Source organism: Anditalea andensis, from assembly GCF_000714815.1.
GTDB lineage: Bacteria > Bacteroidota > Bacteroidia > Cytophagales > Cyclobacteriaceae > Anditalea > Anditalea andensis.
Genome location: NZ_JMIH01000022.1, coordinates 110,424 through 134,965 on the forward strand (window position 1 = coordinate 110,424; position 24,542 = coordinate 134,965).

Sequence of the window (24,542 nt, forward strand, 5' to 3'; positions counted from 1 at the left end):
CTATGGGACTATTCTCCTTTCTATATCCAGGGGTAGACGGGTCAGCAGTTCATAGTTTACCTGATTAGATGATTCTCCAAAGGATGCCACGGTTAATTCCTGTTTCTTTTGTTTTCCTATTATGACTACTGGTTCGCCGCGTTCTATATGCTTAAGATCAGTGGCATCTACAGCTATACTATTCATCGTGACAGTTCCCACTACTGTCAGGATTTTTCCCTGTACCAGTACTTTTCCCAGATTACTTAATTTTCGGGAGAACCCATGGCAATAGCCTACCGGAACCAAGGCTATCGTCATATCACGTGGTGCCATGAAACTGGTTCCGTATCCAATAAATTCGCCTCTTTTTACATGTTTGATACTCATCACCTGGCTTTTCCAGCTTAATAATCTTTGAAGAGGGTTATTTCCCGGGTATGCTTTTAGATCCTTGTACTTACCGAGGTACGTTTCCTGACTGGGCCAAAAACCATATAATGCAATACCAATACGTACCATATCCATGATGGTCTCCGGATAGGAGAGGGCTGCAGCTGAGCAGGCTGTATGATAGATAGAAAAAGGAAGCCCCTGTTCAGAAAAATAATTTTTGAACTGATGATACTTTTCTATTTGCCGATGGACCCTTACATAGTTGCCTATACTTTCTGCCCCTGCATAATGTGTACAAAGGCCTTCAAGCGATAGATAGTCTAGGTTTGCTCGCAGGATTGCTGAAAGCGCTTCCCGATGATCCCAATCAAATCCTGTTCTGTTAAACCCGGTTTCTACTTCTATATGGATGCGCGCTTTTTTCCCTTTATTTTTTGCAATGTCTATGGCTTTTTCCAGTCTATCAGACTCGAACATAAATATGTCGATTCCATTCTCTATTACCCAATCCAACTGTTCATCAGTGGCCATACCCATGATCATTATCTGGCTTTCTTTCTTACAGGCTTTATATGCCCTGTAGGCCTCATCCGCACTGTAGGTACTGAAATGTCTGATACCTGCCTCTTCAGCTATCTTCACCATATTTTCGATACCATGACCATAAGCATTGCCTTTTATTACTGCAGAAAGAATAGGTTTTTCCCCCACCTGAGACCGCATGAATTTAAGGTTTTTTCTGTAGGCAGACCTGCTGATTTCTATATAGGAAGTTCCCTGCATCAGTAATTTAAATCTTTTAAGGTTTCTATAAAAAGTGATATTCCTATCTCCAAAATTTCATCCGGAAAATCATAGGTGGGTTCATGTAGTTGTGGCAGATATTTACCTGCCCCAAGACCTACTATAGTGGTTTTGGCGGATTTAGAGAATTGCCCAAAATCTTCAGACCACCTAAATGGTGTGTCCAGTACATCCATAGATAAACCTATGTTTTTGGCTGCTGTTTTTATTATCTCATATGCTCCAGAATGGTTTACCGTAGCTGCAAAAGATTCTGTATAGCTTATATCAATCTCCAGGCTATATTCATGTGCCAACTGCCGTGCCAGGGTTTCAGCATATGAGGTAAGAAGGTTCAGGGCATCATCTTCATAGGCGCGGAGGGTGGCCATGACAGTGGCTTCACCCGGGGAGGTGCCAAAAGCCTCCGACCCCAGTAGGGCATGGACTACGGTGAGCAAAGTGAAATTATCTATATCTTCAGGCAATTTCGGCAAAGCTACGATCAGTTTACACATAGCTTCTGATGGACTCTTACCCGCTTCAGGGTGTGCCGCATGAGAAGTTTTGCCCTTTAGCTGGATGATCATTCCTTTAGAAGCTGCTGCAAAAGCCCCTACTTTTAATATGATCTGATTTAAGTCGAAACCTGGGAGGTTATGAATCGCAAAAGCATAGTCTGGTTGGATATTTTGAAACCTTTTGCTGTTTAAAATTGCCGCTGCTCCTTCCCCTGTTTCTTCAGCAGGTTGATAGAGAAGCACTACCTTGCCTTTTTTGGGTTTATGTGCAGTCAGATGCATTCCTACTCCTGCCACTATGGCCATATGGCCATCATGACCACAGCCATGGAATGATCCTGGATTTTTGGAGGCATAAACAAAATCATTTTTTTCATAAATAGGAAGACCGTCCAGCTCACACCTGATGAGCGTGGTGGGACCATCTTCAGCGCCTTTATAAGTGAAAGCAATCCCATGCCCTCCTATTCCTTCTATGATTTCATCAGGAGGACATGATTTGAAAAAATCTTTTACCCTTCTGGCTGTATTGACCTCTTTTCCGGATATTTCTGGGTATTGATGAAGGTGTCTTCTAAATTCTATAAGGGTTTTTAGATTTGATTGATCCATTAGGTCTAATACTGTTTTAAGTGGAAATCTTTCTCGGACTGTCCATTTAGAGAGAGGATGATGATAAATCGGATTTAAAACAATGGCATAGAAAGTCTTTTAATCTTTTTTTATGTTTTATTTGTTGATGGTAGTCCCTGATATCGGATGATAAAATTCGGATCGGGACAAATGCTTTGGTAATATTCAGCATCATCACCACAGCAGACACCGGGAAAATCTCCTTTTAAATCTTTCATGTCCAACATCAGCTGAAAATGCAAATGAGGAGGCCAGTTTCCGTTTTCATGCTCTTCTCCCAGATGGCATATAGGTTCTCCTTTAGCAAATTCCTTGCCTTCATAAAGACCATCTAGATCTGACGAACCCAAATGTCCATATAGGCTGTAAATCACCCGGTCGCTTAATTGATGCTGCAAAATAATAGTTGGGCCATAGTTACCATAACCTATATTGTCCTTGAAGCTGTGGACGGTACCCGAAAGAGGAGCATGTACTCTACTACCAGCGGGAGCCCATATGTCTATTCCCAAATGTATATTTCTGAACTTTTCTCCTGAAGCAAACACTTCAGACCGACGGTAAATCTGTCGGTTTTCTAAATATCCCCCTATTCCAAACTTTTTCCCTTTCATCTGCCCAAAGACAAATTCCTGAAATGCCAACGGGTTTTTCAAATCCACTGCCGCAAGGGCTGTATTGGCTTCTGTGAAGTCTAGGATGATGGTGTTCTGGTCATTAAGTACTTCTCCCATAAGGGGATAAGGTGATATATTAGGAATAAGCTGTAAAGTCATGGGTCAATTAAATGTTTTATATTCTTTTGTAAGAAGAAGGCTTACTTCTTAATTGTATTTCTACTGAATCAACTCATTAAATTTAAAAATAATCCCTTTGAGGTTAGTTTTTATATAGATTAGTTTTCTATTTTTAGAAGTGTTAACAGATATTGGTAAACATTTATTCAATTATAAACTTCCTGTTTTAACCTGATTGGGAGAAGATATATATGATAATGGGGAAGATAAAGATGTCTTTCAAATTGGAAGGATGAGTAATTATTTTGGAAGATGAAGATAATAAGAAAATTAAAAAGGTACTTATGAATTTAAAGACTAAAAGTTTGCACGATTTTTTAAAACTTATATTTGCTTTTACCCTAGTGGCAAGTGTATCAGGCTGTGCCACTACTGCACGCCTGCAGCCTATAGGTGATGTACAAGCTGTACAGGCAAAGAATGCTGAACTAAACGAATATGAAAAGCAGAACTGGTTACATTTGGATCTGAAAACAGATACCATTCCTGGTATGAGTGTAGATAGAGCTTATTCTGAAATTATAAAAAACCGGACAGGTGAAACAGTAACAGTAGCTGTACTTGATTCAGGGATAGACCTGGAGCATGAAGATCTTCGGGGATTATTTTGGGTGAATAGTGGGGAGATAGCCGGCAGCAATGCAGATGATGATGGCAATGGCTATGTAGATGATGTACATGGATATAATTTTTTGGGGGATTCTTATCATGAACAGTTGGAATTTACCCGTATCCTCCAGCGCAATATAGGCGATGATGAACTCCAGCAGGCAGCCAAAGCCAAATATGATGAAACGTATACCGAAAGCATGCAGGGTATCATGCAGATGAGGCAGATAGGCCAGATGTTGGGAGAAGCAGATTCTACTGTACGTCAGGAACTGGGAAAAGACCATTATGGACAGGATGATCTGATGAAACTTCGGTCACAGGGTAGGGCCTCTGAAAATCATGTGGGCATATTGATGCAAATGCTTTCAATGGAAGATAGTATCAGTACGGTAATGAAAATGATAGATCAAGGTTTGGAACACTATCAGAACCAAATAAAATTTCATCTGAATGTAGAATTTAACGGAAGGATACCGGTAGGAGATGACCCTTATGACATAGATGATCAGCCATATGGCAATGGTAATCCGATGATATTGGTAAAAGAAGAAAGCCATGGGACGCATGTAGCAGGCATTATTGCTGCCAACCGAACCAATGAGCAAGGTGTTAGGGGAGTGGCGAATAATGTTAGGATAATGAGCATCCGTGCAGTTCCGGATGGTGATGAATATGATAAGGATATTGCCTTAGGGATCCGGTATGCTGTGGATAACGGGGCTAGGATTATCAATGCCAGCTTTGGCAAATCATTTTCTCCTAATGCTGAATGGGTATATGATGCGATAAAATATGCTGCTGAACATGATGTACTTATAGTACATGCTGCTGGTAATGATGGAATCGACTTAGATGATCCAGCTAACCCCAACTATCCGAATGATCATATGCTGGCAGGTGTAGCAGAAATTTCTGATAATGTATTGACGGTAGGGGCTTTGACATCAGGCTTCGGACAAGGTTTAGTTGCTCCATTTTCCAATTACGGCAGGCAAAATGTAGATGTTTTTGCCCCAGGTGCGCAGATATACAGCACTATGCCTGAAGATGAGTATGAATACCAGAGCGGGACCTCTATGGCGGCTCCGGCAGTTGCTGGATTGGCTGCATTGATCAGATCTTATTATCCAAAGCTTACTGCCAACCAGGTAAAGCAAATTATAATGGAATCCGGACTATCACCTGATATTAAAGTGCAGATAGGAGGAGAAGAGGAATCTTCCGTCACCCTTTCAGAAATTTCAAGATCTGGAAAAATAGCCAATGCTTACAATGCCCTGATCATGGCAGATAGGGTTTCCAGAGGTAAAATGAGATTGTGATTATTTTGAATAAAAAATAACCAATTCAAAGCTCTTTTCCAATATATGGGAAAGAGCTTTATTATTCGTGCTTACCATACCAAATGATGTAGAAAGCTATCATATGCTATCCATCCTATCAGGATGGGAAAAATATGGGCTTAAATTCCCAATCTTATAATTTTATTCATCAATGAAAATATTAACTTACCCTTCACTGGAAGACATTATTGCTGCCCATAAAAGAATAGAGCCTTTTATACACCATACCCCAGTACTTACTTCGTCTGCCATAGATGCAATAGCGGGCTGTAAAATTTTTTTTAAATGTGAAAACTTCCAGAAAGTAGGAGCATTCAAAGCAAGGGGTGCTGCAAATGCAGTAAGCAAACTAAATGATGAAAAAAAGAAAGCAGGTGTGGCTACTCACAGTAGTGGAAATCATGCAGCTGCTTTAGCTAGAGCTGCAAAGATTGCAGGTATTCCTGCTTATATAGTCATGCCCGATACTGCCCCAGAGATAAAAAAAAAGGCGGTCAAAGGATATGGAGGGATTATCATAGAATGTAAACCTACACAGGCTGACAGAGAAGCAACTTTGGAAAGGGTGGTAGGAGAAACAGGTGCCATTTTTATTCCTCCCTATGATCATATGGATGTAATAGAGGGCCAGGCTACCTGTGCGCTGGAATTATTAGATAAAATAACTGATCTTGATATCATAATGGCTCCTGTAGGAGGAGGTGGGCTTCTCTCTGGGACTGCCCTGACTGCTCACTATATTAATCCAGGACTTCAGGTGATCGCAGGAGAACCAGAAGGTGCAGATGATGCCTATCAATCCTTTACTGCCAAGAAACTAATGCCCATGATCCGACCCAATACCATCGCAGATGGCCTGCTCACCTCGCTGGGCAAAATCAATTTTCAGATCATTATAGAACATGTAGCAGAGATCATTACCGTGGATGAAAGCCAGATCATAGCTGCGATGAGACTGATCATGGAACGGATGAAGATCATCATAGAACCCTCTTGCGCTGTGCCCCTGGCGGCCTTGCTAGCTCATAAACATAGGTTTTCTGGAAAAAATGTTGGGATCATACTATCAGGGGGCAATGTCGATTTATCTAAATTACCCTTTTAACGGTTTGTTGTATTCAGGCTTTCCTTTAGTGCCCTTATTTCCTTTATAGGTAGGGCTTTCACAGTATGACCATCTCTACCGCTCATATCCTGGGCTGCAAATAGGGAATTGATAATGGCTTCCTCAGTAGCTTCAATGGCAGCTAAAAAAAGTGCAGTCATATCATCATTTCTAAGATACCGGGTATTTTCTAAAACTAGCGGCCTGCTCTGGTGTGAAATGCGAGAATTGGGGTCTGTGCTGAATGCGAGAACATAATCCCCAGATCCATTGGATGCGATTCCTCCTGTCCGGGCGAGTCCTAGCATCCCGCGCTCCGCCAGTCGTTTAAGGTTTCTTTCTCCAATGGGGGCGTCAGTGGCGATGATGATCATGCATGATCCGTCAGCGGATTCCAGTTGATTTTGAAAGGAATATTGATCCAGTAGCTTTCCTGCCGGCATTCCATCTATCTGTAATACCCCGCCAAAGTTAGTCTGGACCAAAACGCCCACTGTATAGCCACCTAAAGTCTCTGGCAGTTTTCGGGAAGATGATCCTATCCCCCCTTTAAAACCAAAACAAACCGTACCTGTACCGGCACCTACATTACCCTGCTCCACAGGACCGGATTTTGCCTTTGCTATGGCTTCGACCACATGGGTGGGTTTTACATGTCTACCTCTTATATCATTCAGATAGCCATCATTTGTCTCACCCACCACTGCATTGACCGAATATACCTTGTCATTTTCAGGAAAAGAAAAGGTATATTCTATTATTCCTTCTATTCCGGCGGCTACACTTAATGTATTGGTCAGAATGATGGGCGACTCCATGTTTCCAAGTTCTTCTATCTGGGTAGATCCTGCTAGTTTTCCAAATCCATTTCCTATATGCACTGCTGCAGGTACTTTTTGCTGAAAGATATTATCACGGTGGGGTAGAATGGCAGTCACTCCTGTACGGATGTCGTTTCCTTCTATAAGGGTTACCTGACCTACGAGTACATTTGCCACATCGGTGATGGCATTATGAGTGCCCGGTGTCATCACACCAAATTCAAATCCAAGGGCTCTGGGCATTATCTGGGCATTTACCGTCATCGTGGCCAAGAAAGTGATAAACGTACATACATATTTATTCATTAACCAAATAGTTTAATAAAGACTTCACTTATTTTCTTTTCAGCAAATCCATACGGTGGATAAAGCATTTTGTTAGTAGTAAAACCTGTTTTTTGTTTCAAAATTGATTTTTGGTTGCTAAATGCTAAGAAACCATGGTATCCATGAGACTTGCCTATACCGCTGTTATTAACACCACCAAAGGGTAATTCTGGATGAAGATAATGGACTATTGTGTCATTTATACAAACACCTCCTGCAGAGGTATGGCTTAAAATGTAATCCATAACAAATGCTTCATTTGAAAAAACATACATGGCCAAAGGTTTGGGCTTACTATTGATCATACAAGGTATTTCCTTGATGTTTTCGTAGGGAATGATCGGTAACAGTGGACCAAAAATTTCTTCATTCATGATATCCATTTCCTCGGAGATATGGGTAAGTACCGTAGGGGCTATAAAGCATTCCTCTTCGATTATTTCTCCCCCAAAATGCATGACGGCACCTTTCAGTAGAGCATCATTTAATAATCTGCTGATTCTTTTCAGATTTTTGCCATTAATGATTCTGGCATAATCTTTACTTTTATGGATACCCTTTCCTTTAGGATCATACATTTTTATAATTTGGGCTTTTAAATGGACTAGAAAGCTATCTAATATGCTGGAATTTACCAAAAGGTAATCTGGGGCAATGCAGGTTTGGCCACTGTTCATAAATTTTCCCCATGCGATTTTTTGTGCAGCATCGTCTAAGTTGGTTCCTTTATCTATTATGGCAGGACTTTTTCCGCCTAGTTCCAGCGTGACAGATGCCAGATGTTCAGCAGCTGCTTTCATTACGGTTTTCCCTACTGAAGGGCTTCCTGTAAAAAAGATATGTTCAAATGGTTTTTGAAGCAGCATTTCAGCAACATTTACTTCTCCTTGAAATAGCGCTACCTCTTCAACGGCAAAAACCTCTGCAACCATTCTGCTCAGTAGAGCGGAGGTATGTACAGACATTTCTGAAGGTTTTATTATAGCCGTACATCCTGCAGCTATAGCAGATACCAGTGGGGTAATGGCCAGCTGAAATGGAAAATTCCATGGTGATATGATCAATGAGGTGCCCTTCGGTTCATACTGGATGTAGGATTGGATACCGGCCATGCTCATCGGATTGTTCACTTTGGTAGGCTGCATCCATTTCCCGAGATTTTTTATTGCTAAATTAATTTCTGCCAGAACTACATAGGTTTCTGATAGATCTACTTCCACACTCGGCTTTTTTAAGTCCGCATATAAAGCATTTCTTATTTCGCCTATATTTTTTCTGATCCAGGTTTGAAGCTTTTTTAGTTTGATCAATCTTTCTTCCTTAGTACTTAATCTTAATTGCAGGGCATGGTGTCTTTGCTTGTTAAAAATCAGATCTACATTGGCTTGAATATGAAGGGCAATAGGATCCATAGAAAGGTGGTTTTAAACAATTTAGTATCTATTCTTTAATTTTCAAATGGATATCATAAATGATTAAAACATAACGTAACATTTAAGGAAGTAATTCGTTAATTTATTGAGTATTACCATAATGACAAAATAACTTATGACGTGGAGTATAGAAAAATTGGCAACTCAAATCAATCTGCCTGAAAAAATGAGACTGAAGATTATCAGAGATTATATCCAAAGGTTAGGAAGAAAAAAATCTTCTCATAAGAGTAAAATAAAAATTAATATAAACAGGTAGACATACCTGTTTTTTTTTAATGAATGCCTGCCATTTGATCCGGATATAATGGCTGATTTTTGATAGTATAGGTGATATGCACTGACTCTCCCAATGTTTAATGATGTACTCATCGTTATGTATACTCTTTTGATCAGGGCGCATTAGACACTATCTGCTCACCTAACGTACTGATCATATGAGGTTATATGGTCATAAGTATGTACATATCCCTATTGAACGCATTCAAGTTATTCGTTTTTTTTACTTATTTTTTGTTGTTTTTAAAATCCCTATATTAAAATTATTATTTCTTTATCATTCTTTTTTCTATAAAAGTCGACTTTTTATTGTTTAAATGCCCTTTTTTAAATCAAACCGATGAATAAACCCCCTCACCATAAAAATTTAAATTCATTTATTTTTATTTGAAAAACAAAAATCTGTATATTTACGTCCTGAATGTAAAGAATTACTTTTTCAAAAATAGGTAAAAGGGAAGTTCATTTCATTAATAAATAGTACTAAACACCAAGTATATGGGGAAATATTATATTAATTCTAGTAATGCTTCAATTGCAGTAAATTCCGGTTTTACGCTTATTCTATTTTTTCTTATCACTTTTTTTAATCCCTTATCAGCTCAGCAAAAAGTGATAGCGGTACAAAAATTTATTTCACAGGCAGAGCAGGTAGAAATAGCTACTGAGCTGGAAACTCTTGCCTTTGGTGTGCAGCCCACTGTATATGTTAACGAAGGAACATTTGTCCCTAAAGGAAATGCCCCTACCACGGTGGCCTATATTTCAGCAAGTGATATTATGAAAATACAGGAGGGCCATGAATCACTTGGTTCTGTTAAACTATTAATAGTCAAGTTTAAAGACCAGCAGGAACTGATGGCTTTTAAGCTTCGGCCTGCAGATGTGTCCAATTTGCCCTTGTTGGCATATGTATTTTTCAGTTTGGAATTTGAGTCCACTCCTACTGAGGTGCCCGGGGTACAGGGATTTGAGCAGTCAGAGATAGTCTTTCTATATGAATCTGCCCGACCTTTTTAATTAAATCAAGGGATTTCTAAAATCTATAATATGAGACCTATTTACAGTATAAAGGCACTAAATATATATCGATTTATTTTTGCCGTTTTGATTTTAATGTTGGGGATGGTGCATTCGGGAATGTCCCAGGTACAGGTGCCTTTTGCACAAAGAACCAGTTCAGCCTCTCCTGAAAGGACTGTTTATAACATAAGAGGGGATTTCACCATGATGGGCAACACCAACATGACCATGCAGAATTATTCTCCGTCAGGTAATAATAATACCACCATGATCTATGTAGATGTGGATGGTGATCCCAATACTTTTAATTCGTCTGCTGCTACCCTCGTATTTTCTGAAGAGAATAATTCAATTCCTGAATGTTCTGAAATCATATATGCAGGTCTTTACTGGTCTGGCCGGGCATCTAGAGGGCCTTTCAGTCCTATGGAGTTTCAAGTCACCAAAAACGGTGTTACCAAGACTTTAAATAAGAGACAGGTAAAAATCAAACACGCCAGTGGAGAATACCAGACGATCACCGCTTTGCCCAATAACATTTATTTTCCTGAAAACAGTGAAAGTTTAATGTACTCGGCCTATGCTGAGGTCACTGATTTGGTAAAAAGCAATGGTTTAGGTCAGTATTTTGTGGCTGATATAGCTACTACAGAAGGCCGTGATACTGATGTAGGCTACTACGGTGGCTGGGGTATGGTAGTAGTATATGAGAATTCCAAAATGAATTGGAGAGATGTGACTGTTTTTGATGGCCACGCATATGTTACTGGAAGCAGGGCGCTGGAATACCAGATTCCGATAGAAGGTTTTCAAACATCCCAATCCGGACCTGTAAATATTAAATTAGGAATTATGGCCGGGGAAGGTGATGAAGATCTATCTGGAAATTACCTTGAAATAGAAAGCGGAGTCAATACGGGAAATTTTCTAAGGTTGAGCCACTCAGGTAATACTCCGGATAATTTTTTCAATTCCTCCATCATTACCGGTGGTACTCCCAGGATGCCTGCGCTGGTGAACAATACAGGCATGGATATAGCTATGTTCAATGTGCCTAATCCTGATAATTCAGTAATAGGAAATAGCCAGACATCTACCCGGTTTAGATATGGCAGTACCAGGGACAGGTATATCATTTACAATTTGACTTTTTCAGCGGATGCTTATGTTCCGGATATTTTAGGTGCTAATAAGGTAGTGACTATAAATGGACAGGAAGTGACCGACACGGATTTTTCAGTGGTCCCTGGTCAGGAAGTAGGGTTTCAGGTTGATATAACTAATACTGGATCTGAGCCTTTGGAAAATGTAGAATTGGTAATTCCTCTCCCTTTTACCGCCTCGCATATCGGAACTTCAGGAGCAGTTTTTTTTGCTAACAGTACAGAAGGGCAGGCATATTTTGATGCAGACAGAGGTCCTTATGGTTCGATCATATGGAATATAGGTGATCTGCCCCTTCCTTCTGCCCTAGAAGAGGGCAGGGATTATATCCTGGCGAGTCTTAATTATACTTTGAGAGCTACTGAAGACTGTTTGATACTTTTAGTAGATGAATGTGTCCCAAGTATCCCTGTACAGGGAGGATTGTCAGGTATAGGTGGAATATCCGCCTCGCCTTTCAATAACATCCCATTTATCACAGGATACCAGGAAGGGGGTACATGCGTAGGCGAACCTATCACTGCTCCATTAAACATATCTATCAACCTTGATGATTTTGACGGATCAGCTTGTGAAAACTTAGGTCGTCCTCTGAGTTATGAATTCTGTAATTACGATGGAGAAAACATTCCACTGGCAGTAATAGAAGAGAATTTCCCCGAAGGGTTGAGGTACTATAATATGATGCCAGGAAATAATGTAGACCTGATCGAGTATACAGCGCAAAATCCTTTTCCAGCTACGCCAGGGGAAGCGGTATATGTGGCCGTTCCAGACGGATTATCAGGACTATCCTGTGCTTATAGATTTACTATTATAGTAAAAAATATAGCTTCTGTTCCGGCGGTAGAAAATCATATCATCTGTGAGGGTGATGATATAGCCGGGATACCTGCTCCTGAAGCAAATATAGGTTATGATGGCAGAACACTGACCTTATACGGTTATGCGAATGAAGCTGATGAAAGCCCCTTTTCGCTTACAATTTCTGAAGATGAAAACATAATAACTGCTTATTTAGCACAATTTATAAATGAAGGGGAGCCATTAGCAACAGGGACTTACCAATTTTTTATAGCAGAAGGATATTCTGAAGACTGCATCGGAGAAAAAGTGGCAGTCAATATTACTGTAGTAAATAATGTAGATGCACCAAGTGTAACCCATCAGACCTTTGAATCCAGGGAGGGAAATGTCTTCTTTTTAGCGACGGCAGCTGAAGGCAATACATTGAGCTGGTATGACGATGCTAACGGGGAGAGGCCATTGGAAGCGGTACCATCTATATCGCTGGCTACTCCAGGTGTATATACGGTATATGTAAATCAGGTGTCTGCCAGTGGCTGTGAAAGTTCAATTGTACCAGTTACCGTTACGGTAATGGGTGAATCAGCGCTAGCAGTAATTAAATCTGCTGATACGGACATATTGCCTGTAGCAGGTGAAGTAATTACTTATACCATTGCGGTGAGGAATATAGGCAATACTGTTTTGAACGATATAACGGTGTTGGATCCATTGACAGCATTTGAAGATGTAATATCTTCTTTAGCACCTGGAGCTACAGCAATATTCACCACTGCCTATACCGTCACGGCCATTGATGTGGAAAGAGGCATGGTAACTAATGTAGCCTCAGCTGCTTCGCTTGATGAAAGCGGGAATGATGTTGGAGCTGAAGATACCCTTACCATATACATGCCTACAGCTCCTGTAGATCCTGTAGATCCTATAGTTCCCACAGATCCTGTCCCTGTCACTATTCAGGCAAACGACGATGCATTTGGTTCTTTGCTCAGTGCACAGGGTGGCAGCTTAGGAAACATACTGAATAATGACCTTCTGAACGGTAGCACTGTAAATGCCCAAGAGGTGAACTTCACCTTTACAGATCTGGATGGTGTGATCGGATTGATCATAGAAGCAGATGGAACCTTAAGCATCTTGCCTGATGCAGCAGAGGCAAGGGCCTATAATCTGGTTTATGAATTGCGAGAAACTGCTAATCCTTCTAACAGGGATATAGGAAATGTGACATTCAGAATTTTGGAAGATGCTGATATCAGCCTATCAAAAACTACTAATACTACCTCTTTAATGGTAGGAGAGATGGTCACTTATGACATTAATCTTATAAATCAAGGAACGGTAGTTTTAGAAAACATACAGATTCAAGATTTACTCCCTGAAGCATTAATGTTTATTTCTTCGAGCATAGCCGGGTCTGATGACCTGATCTTTACTATAGCTACTTTGGCACCCGGAGCAACTGTTAATATACAAATAGATGCCCTGGCAGTAACCGCTGGCCAGGTGATCAATGTGGCAACAGCCATAGTCGGCACCACCCAGGTATCTGCAGAAGCACCTGAGGTCACTATACTATCTCCATCTGTGGATCTTTCTATTACCAAATCATCTATGAATGCCCAAATATATGAAGGGGATGAATTTACATATGAAATAAGGGTAGAAAATAGAGGTGATGTAAATGCCACCAATGTCCTGGTCACAGATGATTTGCCAGGAAACCTGACATATATCAGCGGTAATGTTTCTCAAGGAGTAGAAGTACTCGCGGATGTAGTAGGCAGCACTTTGACTTGGAGGTTTCCGTCATTCCCGGCGCAGACCGCAGTCACCATTACGCTGACCGTAAAAGCAGGGAATGCTGGGACGGTGGTCAACGAAGTATTGGTTACTGCTGATCAGGAAGACAGTCTACCGGAAGACAACTCAGCGGTAGATGAAAATACGATCAGACCTATCTTTTTTCCCAATGTAATCACGCCGAATGGGGATGGCAAAAATGACATGTTTATCATCCATGGTTTAGACAAATTTGAAAGAAATGATATTGTCATATTCAACCGATGGGGTGATCATGTATTTGAATCCGGTGACTATCAAAACAACTGGTCTGCAGAGGGTCTCAATCCCGGAACTTATTATTATGTAATGGTATCCACTGGTACAAATGGCCAGAAGACTACATTCAAAGGATGGATACAAGTTATTAAAAACGCTAATTGAGATGAAATCGGGCATGGGGAAAACCTCCTATAATGGTAAGATTATATACCTTGAGAGATTTCATCTGGCCAAAAAAACAAAATATAATCAGATGAAAAATATTTTTAAAATTTTATCAATCATCCTGCTGATAGGTGTAGTTTCTATTGGTGATACTATGGGGCAGCAGTTGCCACAGTTCAGCCAATACATGTTCAATGGCCTTCACATCAATCCTGGATATGCCGGGTATAAAGGGGAACATTATGTGCAAAGCACTTATAGGAGCCAGTGGATGGATTTTCCGGGTGCCCCCCAGACTTTTACCGTCACCGCAGATCTCAGTGCCAATGAAGGAGCTATGGGCTTTGGTGCATCCATTTTATCTGATAAAATAGGGCCTACACAGACTTCCTCAGCATTGTTAACCTATGCCTATAGGATACAGACAGGATTCCAGTCTTACCTGGGATTTGGGATAAGTGGTGGCATTTCTGAATTTGTAATAGATGGTTCTTTGTTCAATCCCAACGATTTTGGCGATGTTTATGTACCAGAAGGTAGGGTAAACATGTTTTCACCTAATATGAATGCGGGAATCTTCTTTAATACCGACAGATTTTATGCGGGGTTCAGTGCATATAACTTAGTAGGAAGACAGTCGTTGGAAAGAGAAGATATTGCATTGGCTTTTCACAATAGACATTTTTATCTCACAGCAGGGGCGTTGTTTCCCATCTCTGAACAGGTCCAGTTTAAACCTTCTTTTCTGATCAAAGAAGAGTCCGGTGCTGCGCCTACCAATATAGATCTGAACGGGATGTTTCTCTTTATGGATCGGGTATGGGTAGGAGCCAGCTATAGGTCTAATCTGAAGTTAAATTCCGAATATGTTCCCACCAACCTTAGCAATAGAAACGCTATAGCCTTTATAGTGGAACTGTTTGCTACTGAAAATTTAAGGTTGGGATATGCTTATGACCACAATACGAATGTGCTGAGTAACTTGAGAAATAATTCACATGAGCTTTCTGTAGGATATTACATCAGCCCACGAAATGTTAGAATGAAAAACTCCAGATGGTTTTAATTATGAAAAAGATATACTTGTTATTATTTGTTTTATCACTGGGTGCTGGGTTTGGTTCTGAAGTTTTGGCCCAAAATGCCGCTATCAGGTATGGTGACAGGCAGTTTGATATGCTTAATTACAAAGAGGCTGCGGAGGTATACGTAAAGGCTTACGAAAAAAAGCCTATATACCATGCTGCTAAGAGGGCTGCCCGGTCTTTTGAAAATGTCAGGAATTATCAAAATGCCTATGACTGGTGGAGGATGACCCTTGACTTTGAAGAAGCCACTCGGGAAGATTCCGCGTCTTTTGCTCAAGCAGCTCTGCGGATAGGTAATACAGAAGCCTATATTCAGATAAACAAACGTATGGGCAATGAAGTGGATGAAGCAGCATTTAAAAGTTTGTCTTTAAAAGGCACTGCCATTATTTCACCTATAGATTCACTTAATTCCAGGTTTGCGGATTTTGGGCTTGCGAAGGACAATCAGGGCCATATCTATATTACTTCTGATAGGGGCGAATTTGGAGATGGTAAAGCTTCCAGACGTCCATTAGTAAGAATAGACGGGAGAAACAGATTTGACCGTAAAGTGTACGGTTGGACAGGTAGGGATTTTTTAAGTGTGTATAAAGTAGAGGAAGACGGATTTACTGAAGTCCGTTCCCCGGTACCAGATACTTATAATTTCTCGGATCCATTCTTTCTGAAAAATCAGCCTGTCGTATTCTATACCGTGACCCGGGAAGTGAAGCGGGTAAAACAAAGGGAATTTTCCATTCATCCAGAAATATATTTCAGCCGTTTAAATGATGCTGGCGAATTTATAGATTATACTGCATTTCCTTATAATGCTTTCCTGGAACATTCGGTGATCACACCTTTTGTAGACGAGGTGAATATGCGGGTTTATTTTTCATCGGATATGGCTGGTGGCCTTGGAGGACATGACCTTTATTATGTGGCGTATGATGCGGATTTTAATTTTGGGGAAGCCGTAAATCTTGGTCCAGAAGTCAATACTTCCGGGCATGAGAGAAATCCATATAAAGTGGAGAACCGTTTTTATTTTAGCTCTGATGGACATACCGGGTTGGGTGGTTTGGATGTATATCAGGCTACTGTATCAGATGACCAATTTTCCGCTGTGATCAATATGGGTACTCCTTATAATTCCCCTCAGGATGATTATGCCTTTGCGATTTTTGATAAAGGCCAGTCAGTGGTATCTTCAGATAGGGTAGGCGGTAACGGCATAGATGATATTTATCTGATTCAGGAAATGTTCCGGAGATTCCGTGCCCGAATTTTGGATTGTGATGGGAATCTTATCCAAGATGACTATCAGTTCAGATTGGAAAATGTAGATAGGAGATCCCGAGTGGCAACTTCTAAAGGATCAGCAGGTGAAATAAAGGCCGATCTGGATGGAGAGACAGCCTATATAGTCACCATAGAAAAAGAAGGGTATTTTACTAAAACAGATACTACCATTTCTACCAAGGGTTTTCAGGGAGACCTGATAGAAAGAGATTACCGACTGGCTAAAATCCCCTATAATATGCCAGTATTTGTTGACTTGATGTATTATGATCTGGACAAATCGACCATAAGAGAGGAGGCAAAGCTAACTTTGAATAAATTAGCCGAACTGATGAAATCATATTCATTTTTAGATTTAACGGTAAGGTCACATACTGATGCCCGGGCATCTCATGTATATAACGATTCGCTTAGCATCAGGCGTGCAGAAGCCGTGAAGCAGTATATGGGCAATCAGGGAATCAGCAGTGAGAGGATATCTTCTTCATGGTTTGGTGAAGATGAACTGGTAAATAACTGTGGAGATGGGATCCATTGTCCTGAAGCGGAACACCAGTTGAACAGAAGGAGTGAACTTGTATTGAAGGCATTTACAGATACCGGTAGATCATATGAATTGCCTACAGGCTTTGACGAATGTGATGACCTGATAGAAAAGATAAGGTCACAGCTTGCAGATGAAGGGCTGGTAGTACTTCCTAAAATCTATTTTGATTTTGATAAAGCTACGCTAAGAACTGAAAATAAGATGGCATTGGAGCGGCTGGCAGTAATGTTAAAAAACAGATTGGATTTCAAACTATCCCTAGAAGGCCATACTGATCTAAGGGGAACTGATGAATATAATAAATCTCTTTCTGAAAGAAGAGCCAAGTCGGTTTTAAATTACCTCGTAGACAGAGGTGTAGACATGGACAGACTGAATTATGAGTGGTTTGGCAAGAGTAGACCGGTTCACAATTGTATAAACTGTACTGCCGAGCAACATCAGGAAAACAGAAGAACGGAGATTAGAATCATAAATGAATAAATGCTGACAATTAATTTGTTAAAACTGGGATTTACGTGAATCCCAGTTTTTTATCTATGTGCATTTGTTCTAAATGATAAGTGCCAATAAGAAAAAAATAAGATAAATGAGTGCAGTACTAAGGTCTAATCTAAAAGAGGTTTTCTGCATTTTCACCAAAGTTTAAAAAATCCGGAATGGAACTCCTGACAGTACATCAAAGAAATTTTAATGGGTATTCAGCATAAAAAAAAGAAGAGGCTCAGGCCTCTTCTTTTTTTTTATTCTGCACGTGTAAGTAAAATGGTTTCTTTATCTTCGGCATAAGGAATATTGGCAAGCTGATCTAGCTTTTCAATTTTCACCCTATCAAATGCCATTTTATTTTGGCTAAGGATCGGTTCGGAAGGTGGGATTTCCTCTTTAAGCCAATCTTCCTGTTTACCATTTTTCCAGAACCTGAAGCATAGATGTGGGCCTGTGGCTAAACCAGTACTTCCTACATACCCAATAACCTGCCCTTGGCTTACTCTGGCACCTGGTTTCATCCCTGATGCTATTTTGGACATATGGAGATACTGAGTAGTATATGTGCCGTTATGTTTTATTTTGACATAGTTCCCATTGGCACTGGTAAACTTAGCTTCTACCACTACTCCGTCCCCTACAGTCCTAATCTCTGTACCCGTTTTGGCAGCATAGTCAGTGCCCAAATGCGGCTTGTACCTTTTTTGCACCGGATGAAACCTTTTCAAATTATACCTTGAGCTGATTCGGGTGTATTCTAGCGGATCTCGTAAAAAGGCTTTTTTGAAACTGTTACCGTCCTGATCATAGAAGGCCACTTCTCCGTTTTGCTCAAATGGAATGGCATAATAAGGCCTTCCCGAACTTTCAAAATATGCTATCTGAATATCTTCCACCCCTACTACTTCTCCCTCTACACGCTTCTCGTTATAGACTACCTTGAATTTGTCACCTTTCTGAACAGCCTGAAAATTAATACTCCAGCCATATAGATCTGCAAATTTATTTATTACAGATAGCGAAACACCTTCAGAGACCATGTCATCATAGAGTGATCTGGTAATGGTACCGGCTACCTCCCGGGTATGTAACTCTACAGGTTTAGATTCTTTATAAATATCCACTGTGTCTAAACGGAAGACCACATATTCTGCTGGATTGGGTTCGTAGATAAAAAATTGGGCTTTGGAGGAGTCCTTCGGGGTAAGAATGGTATATTTTTTATTGAAGGCTATTTTCCTCACATCAAAAATTTCTTTGGATCTTTTGGCCAGTTCATCGATGATCTGATAGGGGACATTGAAGGGACTGAGGATGGTGGACAGTGTTTGGTTTTTGCCAACTAGGCCTTCGGCTATTTCGAGTTCATTGATCCGAATTCCATAGAGCAATTCTTCCAGTTCGACATCATCAGCTTCATCTATAAGTTCCTCTAAGGCTGCTTTTGCAAGGAGTTCCTGTTCTTGGGATTCGTATTTCAGATAGCTATACCCCCCTGCCGAAAGTAGGATTATGCCTACCGTGATCCAAATTTTCTTCATTTGCTATACATTTTCATTTAGTCTATTTGTACAAAATAAGTTGATAAATTACTTAAAAACCAAATAGTGATCTTAAATTTTTTATATTTTTCTTTTAAAAGCGCTATTTTTTTGATCTGACTGTCGAAGAAGAACCATTTTATCTTTCTTAGAATAATATTATATGACGCTTCAAATGTGCAAATTTGATTTAAAACAGATGTATTTTGTAAAAGTGTATGCGGAAAACTTTTAATTGTTTTTTAACCCGGCATGCCTTCATCATTAGTAATCTGATGGGATATCATTATATTTGTTCCTTTGTTTTAAAAATAAATAAACAGCTATGCTTAGAACACATACTTGCGGGGACTTGCGCATAAGTGATGTTAATATAGAGGTTACATTGGCCGGTTGGGTGCAGCGGGTCAGAAACAAAGGCGGCCTCATATGGGTGGACCTTAGAGATCGGTATGGTATCACACAGCTGATCCTGGAAGAGGGGTCTACTGATGAATCTTTGCTTCAAAAGGCTGCGGGATTGGGGAGAGAATATGTCATTCAGGTTTCCGGGACCGTAATAGAGAGGTCTTCCAAAAATGATAAGCTTGCTACCGGGGACATAGAGATCAAAGTCGCCAGGCTGGAAGTACTGAACAGTTCTAAAGTTCCTCCCTTTATCATAGAAGATGAAACGGATGGAGGAGAGGAATTGAGAATGAAGTACAGGTATCTGGATTTAAGAAGAAATGTGGTAAGAAATAAGCTTCAGCTTAGGCACCGCATGATGCAGGAAACTAGGAAGTACATGGATGCCCAGAACTTTATAGAGGTAGAAACTCCCGTACTGATCAAATCTACTCCGGAAGGAGCGCGCGATTTTGTGGTTCCCAGCCGTGTCAATCCAGGGGAATTCTATGCCTTGCCCCAATCTCCACAGACATTTAAGCAACTGCTTATGGTAAGTGGGTTTGACCGGTATTTTCAAATAGTAAAATGTTTCAGGGATGAAGACTTGAGGGCTGACCGCCAACCTGAATTTACACAGATAGACTGTGAAATGTCTTTTGTGAGCCAAGAGGATATTTTAAATACTTTTGAAGGGCTTACCAAGCATCTGTTTAAAGAAGTAAAGGGGGTAGACCTAGCTATAGTGGAGCGGATGACCTTCGCTGATGCCATGAAGTATTACGGAAACGATAAGCCTGACCTCAGATTTGACATGAAGTTCGTAGAGCTGAATGAGGTAGTGAAGGATAAAGGTTTCGCTATTTTTGATAGTGCAGAGCTTGTGGTGGGGATCTGTGCCAAAGGTGCGGCCTCCTATACCCGCAAACAGATCGATGCACTGACAGATTATGTAAAAAGACCGCAGATAGGCGCAAAAGGTCTGGTTTATTTAAAATACAATGAAGATGGATCGCTTAAATCATCAGTGGATAAATTCTATTCCCCTGAAGATCTAAAAACTTGGGCAGATAAATTTGATGCAACACCTGGTGATCTTATATTGGTTCTTTCCGGTGAGGCCAATCCAGTTAGGAAGCAGCTTTCAGAGCTTCGCCTCAAAATGGGGGATGAGCTTGGGCTAAAGGACCGCAATGTATTTAAGCCATTGTGGGTCATCGATTTTCCTCTTCTGGAGTGGGATGAAGATACCCAGAGATACCATGCTATGCACCATCCTTTTACTTCACCAAAAACGGAAGACATACCGCTTCTAGCCACAGATCCCGGTGCAGTAAGAGCCAATGCCTATGACCTTGTCATCAATGGGGTCGAAATAGGCGGGGGTTCTATCAGAATTCATGACCGGAACACGCAGCAGCTGATGTTCAGGCACCTTGGCTTTTCGGAAGAGGAGGCGCAGAAGCAGTTTGGCTTTTTAATGGAAGCATTCGAATATGGGGCGCCACCACATGGGGGCATAGCCTTTGGGTTTGATAGACTTTGCGCCATATTTGGTGGCTCCGATTCCATCAGAGACTTTATCGCTTTCCCAAAAAACAACTCTGGTCGGGATGTAATGATTGATTCTCCTAGTAGTATTGCTGAGGAGCAGCTAAAAGAGCTGAGCATTGCGTTGAATATATTGAAGGAGCAGAAAATGTAGAATGTTTGATGATGTTCTTATAAATGAATGCAATTTCACAATACCCAGCCTGTTTTATGTAGGCTGGGTATTTTTTTTATCTCATGCCGCGCTGTACAGCTACCAAATATCTTTCTTCTTTTAAGCTGGAAACTTAAGCGCGTACTTAGCATTCATTAGTTTTTTTATTTAATAAATACCTCATCCAGTCTCTGCTAGTCCGCTATTCTGCTCTTATCAATGATATTATCACTGGAAACAAGATGGCTTCTGATGCCCATCACGATCAGCAGCTGTGCCAGGATATAAGTTCCCATGATCAGTACATCTGCATCCGCTACCGGCTGCCAGAACATATTCAAGGCCAAAATTCCATCAGATATCATAAAAAGAATGGCTCCTATGAAAACCTGCCAGAAACTGGCAGCAGGAGTTCTTTTGAAACGCTCCCTTGCAATAGAAGCCATCATCAATATGGTGATCAGATAAACCACTACAGGGGTTCGTAAATGATAAAGATTAGGATTTATCAGAAAATAAATGAAAGCTCCGGGGAGGTATATAGGTAAATTGTAAAAGAATAATTTGATGAAATTTACTTTTTTAAAGCTGAACTGAAAGTGCTGAGTAAGTTTAAAAGCTACGATATAGCACATGTGGGCGACCAAAAAGGCTCCCAGTCCGTAAAGAAAGAGATTGGGAAATAAGAGCAGTATATCTCCCAATAAAGAAAATGCCAGCGCAGCACCCATACTTTTACGCAGCAGACTGCCTTTAATGAGTTTGGTATAACTATAAAAATAAATGATAAGGGAAAGCAGCAATAATGGTTTGCTATAATATCTGTATTGGGGGAGGTCTTGGGCTACCAATGCTATGTCAGCTATACCTGCCAGCAGATATGCATAGAGCCAAACGATTCCTTTTCGGGCCATGGATTCAAATCAATCGGTAAAACATATTTTAAATATAAAGGCTTTATTTTTACTATTTCAAAAAAGCACGCGGTAAGCATACATTCTTGCCAATTAATCCTTTTATAAGATATCTGTTTTTATTTGGTCTTTGTTTAAAGGTAAATTTTTGACCCTCATTTTTACTGTGCTTTACATAAGGATTTCCATGGGTTAATTATTCCTTTATTTTTTGTATTGACCGTGGTATTTTTAATGATAAAGCCCTAGACCAGGGAATATAAATGTTAGTATTTTCTAGAAAAATTTATAACAAAATTTATACTGTATATAAACCTTAATTCTATATACAGGATGAATTTCAGGCTAATGAAAATTTAAGACTTACTTTTGTCTTAAGAGCAGATGCACCTATATTTATGGATACTCCTAGCGCAAATCCCCAGTTTAAATTCACCTATAGCCCAGCAGTATGACATCGCTACCGATAGAATGCCTACAGGTAATCTTTTGTGGAGTCCTCGGGTCGGGTTTAACTGGGATGCCAGGGGGGATGCTACCTTGCAGTTACGTGGAGGATTGGGGGTGTTTTCAGGTAGACTTCCTTTTGTATGGTTATCCAACCAGTTTTCCAATACGGGGATAGAAATAGCCCTACTACAGGCCCAGCGGGAGCGGGGCGATTTTCCTGCCGGTTTTACATTTAATCCCGACCCGGCTTCTCAGCCTAATGCTACTGAACTTGGACTGCCTACTTTTACCTCTGAAATCAATGCGACTGATCCAAATTTCCGGTACCCACAGGTATTCAGAGCAAATCTGGGAGCAGATTATAGGTTATCCAATGGTATCATAGCGACTTTTGACGGAATATTTACGCAGAACATCAATAATATCCTTTATCAAAACCGGAATATAGCTGGCTTGGAAGACGGCAACTTTTACACTTTTCAAGGTGCAGATATCCGGACACGCTTTGATGGGGCTAGGATAGATTAAAATTTCACTGATATTATCTATTTGACCTATACCAGTGAAGGCTATACTTATAACCTGACTGCTCAGCTGAGCAGTACATTTGAAAATGGGCTTTATGCTAATATCGGCTATACTTATGGGTTTGCTACTGATATCAATCCGGGGATTTCTTCCCAGGCAGTTTCAAACTGGAGGAATGTGCCTACATATGGGAATCCAAACCGTTCCGAACTTTCTTTTTCTCAATTTATGGTCCCGCGCCGTATAGTAGCTGCCCTTACTTATAGAAAAGAATACGCAGGCTTTTTAGCTACCTCCATAGGACTGTTTTACAACGGTCAATCAGGCGTTCCCATCTCATTTGTGTATCAGGGCGATCTTAACAGAGACGGGGTATTGGGCAATGATCTGATTTATGTGCCTGAAAACAGGGAAGGTATCAGGCTCTATGATACCTATACACTGGCCAAAAATGAGTGGGTAATCTCTCAGACGGCAGATCAGCAATATGCTTTGATCGATAACTTTATCGACAACAACGATTATTTGAATAGTAGAAGGGGTAATTATGCAGAGAGAAATGCAGGAAGAACACCATTTGAACACCGGTTTGATGTAAGGCTGGCCCAGGAAATAATCGTACATAATGCAGGTAGGCTGGAATTTACTTTTGATGTGCTCAATGCCGGTAATTTGCTAAACAATGATTGGGGTAGGTCTTATGCTATTCAGAACAGTCAGTTTATTACTGTAGCTAATTTTGCCAATAACAATGTAGCAGGTCCTGAACCCCGTACGATAAATGGAAATCCAGTTCCTATGGATCCGAATGTACCTTCCTTCAAAGCAGATTTAAGGGGTGATGAGGCTTGGTTGGCACAGGATTTCTTTTCTAGATGGAGGGCAAAGATCGGATTGAGATATACTTTTTAAACTTACTTTTACCTAGCCTGTCTGTATGAATTGTCATTAAAATCAGGTATCATCTAAAAGATTATATGAATAGGAGGGCTGTATTTTTTCCTCCTATTCATTTTTTGTTAATCGCTTCACTACTGCTCCTTATAGTATTTATAATAGATGAGTTTTTTAAAAAATAGTTAAATTAATGTGGAATGAGTACTGCACTGAAGTTCACATCTTTATAATCTAATATTTAAGATACGTTCAAGGAATATAATTATCTAAAATTTAAATAATTACATATATAGAAATGCATTATTCTAATGTTAAGTTAATGTTAACAAATCCTGTTAATTTTCCTTAATTATTTAACATTAATCTAACAAAAAGGTGTCTTTGCCTACCCAATTCAGGTCTATCTTTGCCACTGGAAAAGAAATAAATTTATTTAACTCAAACTCATTTTCCGAAAATT

General features: G+C 40.2%; 16 protein-coding genes. 9 read left to right on the plus strand and 7 right to left on the minus strand.

The window, feature by feature from the left end:
- The 3 genes from alr to EL17_RS13365 all read right to left on the minus strand — a co-directional run bounded on the left by alr (position 1) and on the right by EL17_RS13365 (position 3,088).
- Positions 1-1,158, minus strand: a complete 1,158-nt coding sequence (gene alr, locus EL17_RS13355) for an alanine racemase (RefSeq protein ID WP_035074932.1) — start codon at positions 1,156-1,158, stop codon at positions 1-3.
- Positions 1,158-2,291: an amidohydrolase gene (locus EL17_RS13360; protein ID WP_035074935.1), complete on the minus strand. Its 1,134-nt coding sequence runs from the start codon at positions 2,289-2,291 to the stop codon at positions 1,158-1,160. Before EL17_RS13360 ends, alr begins: the two co-directional genes overlap by 1 nt.
- 110 nt (positions 2,292-2,401) lie before the next feature.
- Positions 2,402-3,088 (minus strand): peptidoglycan DD-metalloendopeptidase family protein, encoded by a 687-nt coding sequence (locus EL17_RS13365; RefSeq protein ID WP_035074948.1) that lies wholly within the window; start codon positions 3,086-3,088, stop codon positions 2,402-2,404.
- 305 nt (positions 3,089-3,393) lie between these two features.
- On the opposite strand from EL17_RS13365, the gene EL17_RS13370 reads away from it, so the two are divergent.
- Entirely contained in the window at positions 3,394-5,043 is a 1,650-nt protein-coding gene (locus EL17_RS13370) for a S8 family peptidase (RefSeq protein WP_035075491.1), read from the plus strand.
- 172 nt (positions 5,044-5,215) lie between these two features.
- Positions 5,216-6,169 carry a pyridoxal-phosphate dependent enzyme gene (locus EL17_RS13375; RefSeq protein WP_035074950.1) on the plus strand — a complete coding sequence of 318 codons (954 nt, stop codon included), beginning with the start codon at positions 5,216-5,218 and terminating at the stop codon, positions 6,167-6,169.
- On the opposite strand, the gene EL17_RS13380 is transcribed toward EL17_RS13375, so the two are convergent.
- A complete protein-coding gene (locus tag EL17_RS13380) occupies positions 6,166-7,296 on the minus strand; it encodes a DmpA family aminopeptidase (RefSeq protein WP_035074953.1) in 1,131 nt (376 codons plus the stop codon). The two genes, EL17_RS13375 and EL17_RS13380, sit on opposite strands and share 4 nt — an antisense overlap.
- On the minus strand, positions 7,296-8,729 hold the full coding sequence (locus tag EL17_RS13385) for an aldehyde dehydrogenase family protein (protein WP_035074956.1): 1,434 nt from the start codon (positions 8,727-8,729) through the stop codon (positions 7,296-7,298). Before EL17_RS13385 ends, EL17_RS13380 begins: the two co-directional genes overlap by 1 nt.
- 798 nt (positions 8,730-9,527) lie before the next feature.
- Here EL17_RS13385 and EL17_RS13390 point away from each other — a divergent pair.
- From EL17_RS13390 to EL17_RS13405, 4 genes are all read left to right on the plus strand, one after another.
- A complete protein-coding gene (locus EL17_RS13390) occupies positions 9,528-10,049 on the plus strand; it encodes a hypothetical protein (RefSeq protein ID WP_035074958.1) in 522 nt (173 codons plus the stop codon).
- Positions 10,050-10,079: 30 nt separating this feature from the next.
- Positions 10,080-14,249 carry a DUF7507 domain-containing protein gene (locus tag EL17_RS22685; protein WP_084166220.1) on the plus strand — a complete coding sequence of 1,390 codons (4,170 nt, stop codon included), beginning with the start codon at positions 10,080-10,082 and terminating at the stop codon, positions 14,247-14,249.
- A 91-nt stretch (positions 14,250-14,340) separates the two neighbouring features.
- A complete protein-coding gene (locus EL17_RS13400; protein ID WP_035075495.1) occupies positions 14,341-15,318 on the plus strand; it encodes a PorP/SprF family type IX secretion system membrane protein in 978 nt (325 codons plus the stop codon).
- A gap of 2 nt (positions 15,319-15,320) precedes the next feature.
- On the plus strand, positions 15,321-17,654 hold the full coding sequence (locus EL17_RS13405; RefSeq protein WP_051719998.1) for an OmpA family protein: 2,334 nt from the start codon (positions 15,321-15,323) through the stop codon (positions 17,652-17,654).
- 260 nt (positions 17,655-17,914) lie between these two features.
- Here the strand turns inward: EL17_RS13405 and EL17_RS13410 are convergent, their stop codons facing one another.
- Positions 17,915-19,201 (minus strand): peptidoglycan DD-metalloendopeptidase family protein, encoded by a 1,287-nt coding sequence (locus tag EL17_RS13410; RefSeq protein WP_035074963.1) that lies wholly within the window; start codon positions 19,199-19,201, stop codon positions 17,915-17,917.
- Positions 19,202-19,526: 325 nt separating this feature from the next.
- Between EL17_RS13410 and aspS the strand changes: the two genes are divergently transcribed.
- Positions 19,527-21,293 (plus strand): aspartate--tRNA ligase, encoded by a 1,767-nt coding sequence (gene aspS / locus EL17_RS13415; protein WP_035074965.1) that lies wholly within the window; start codon positions 19,527-19,529, stop codon positions 21,291-21,293.
- A gap of 194 nt (positions 21,294-21,487) precedes the next feature.
- Here the strand turns inward: aspS and EL17_RS13420 are convergent, their stop codons facing one another.
- A complete protein-coding gene (locus tag EL17_RS13420) occupies positions 21,488-22,207 on the minus strand; it encodes a lysoplasmalogenase (protein WP_051719999.1) in 720 nt (239 codons plus the stop codon).
- 384 nt (positions 22,208-22,591) lie between these two features.
- Between EL17_RS13420 and EL17_RS22690 the strand changes: the two genes are divergently transcribed.
- Both EL17_RS22690 and EL17_RS22695 read left to right on the plus strand, forming a co-directional pair.
- Positions 22,592-23,185, plus strand: a complete 594-nt coding sequence (locus tag EL17_RS22690; protein ID WP_051720000.1) for a hypothetical protein — start codon at positions 22,592-22,594, stop codon at positions 23,183-23,185.
- Positions 23,186-23,206: 21 nt separating this feature from the next.
- Positions 23,207-24,097, plus strand: a complete 891-nt coding sequence (locus EL17_RS22695) for a hypothetical protein (RefSeq protein WP_051720001.1) — start codon at positions 23,207-23,209, stop codon at positions 24,095-24,097.
- Positions 24,098-24,542: the final 445 nt, after the last annotated feature.

Excerpts from the sequence above, each read along its gene's own strand:
- alr (WP_035074932.1), bottom strand. The coding sequence starts at position 1,158 with ATGCAGGGAACTTCCTATATAGAAATCAGCAGGTCTGCCTACAGAAAA.
- EL17_RS13420 (WP_051719999.1), bottom strand. The coding sequence starts at position 22,207 with ATGGCCCGAAAAGGAATCGTTTGGCTCTATGCATATCTGCTGGCAGGT.
- EL17_RS13405 (WP_051719998.1), top strand. The coding sequence starts at position 15,321 with ATGAAAAAGATATACTTGTTATTATTTGTTTTATCACTGGGTGCTGGG.
- EL17_RS13375 (WP_035074950.1), top strand. The coding sequence starts at position 5,216 with ATGAAAATATTAACTTACCCTTCACTGGAAGACATTATTGCTGCCCAT.
- EL17_RS13370 (WP_035075491.1), top strand. The coding sequence starts at position 3,394 with ATGAATTTAAAGACTAAAAGTTTGCACGATTTTTTAAAACTTATATTT.
- EL17_RS13360 (WP_035074935.1), bottom strand. The coding sequence starts at position 2,291 with ATGGATCAATCAAATCTAAAAACCCTTATAGAATTTAGAAGACACCTT.
- EL17_RS13365 (WP_035074948.1), bottom strand. The coding sequence starts at position 3,088 with ATGACTTTACAGCTTATTCCTAATATATCACCTTATCCCCTTATGGGA.
- EL17_RS22690 (WP_051720000.1), top strand. The coding sequence starts at position 22,592 with ATGCACCTATATTTATGGATACTCCTAGCGCAAATCCCCAGTTTAAAT.
- EL17_RS22685 (WP_084166220.1), top strand. The coding sequence starts at position 10,080 with ATGAGACCTATTTACAGTATAAAGGCACTAAATATATATCGATTTATT.
- aspS (WP_035074965.1), top strand. The coding sequence starts at position 19,527 with ATGCTTAGAACACATACTTGCGGGGACTTGCGCATAAGTGATGTTAAT.
- EL17_RS13400 (WP_035075495.1), top strand. The coding sequence starts at position 14,341 with ATGAAAAATATTTTTAAAATTTTATCAATCATCCTGCTGATAGGTGTA.
- EL17_RS13410 (WP_035074963.1), bottom strand. The coding sequence starts at position 19,201 with ATGAAGAAAATTTGGATCACGGTAGGCATAATCCTACTTTCGGCAGGG.
- EL17_RS13390 (WP_035074958.1), top strand. The coding sequence starts at position 9,528 with ATGGGGAAATATTATATTAATTCTAGTAATGCTTCAATTGCAGTAAAT.
- EL17_RS13380 (WP_035074953.1), bottom strand. The coding sequence starts at position 7,296 with ATGAATAAATATGTATGTACGTTTATCACTTTCTTGGCCACGATGACG.
- EL17_RS13385 (WP_035074956.1), bottom strand. The coding sequence starts at position 8,729 with ATGGATCCTATTGCCCTTCATATTCAAGCCAATGTAGATCTGATTTTT.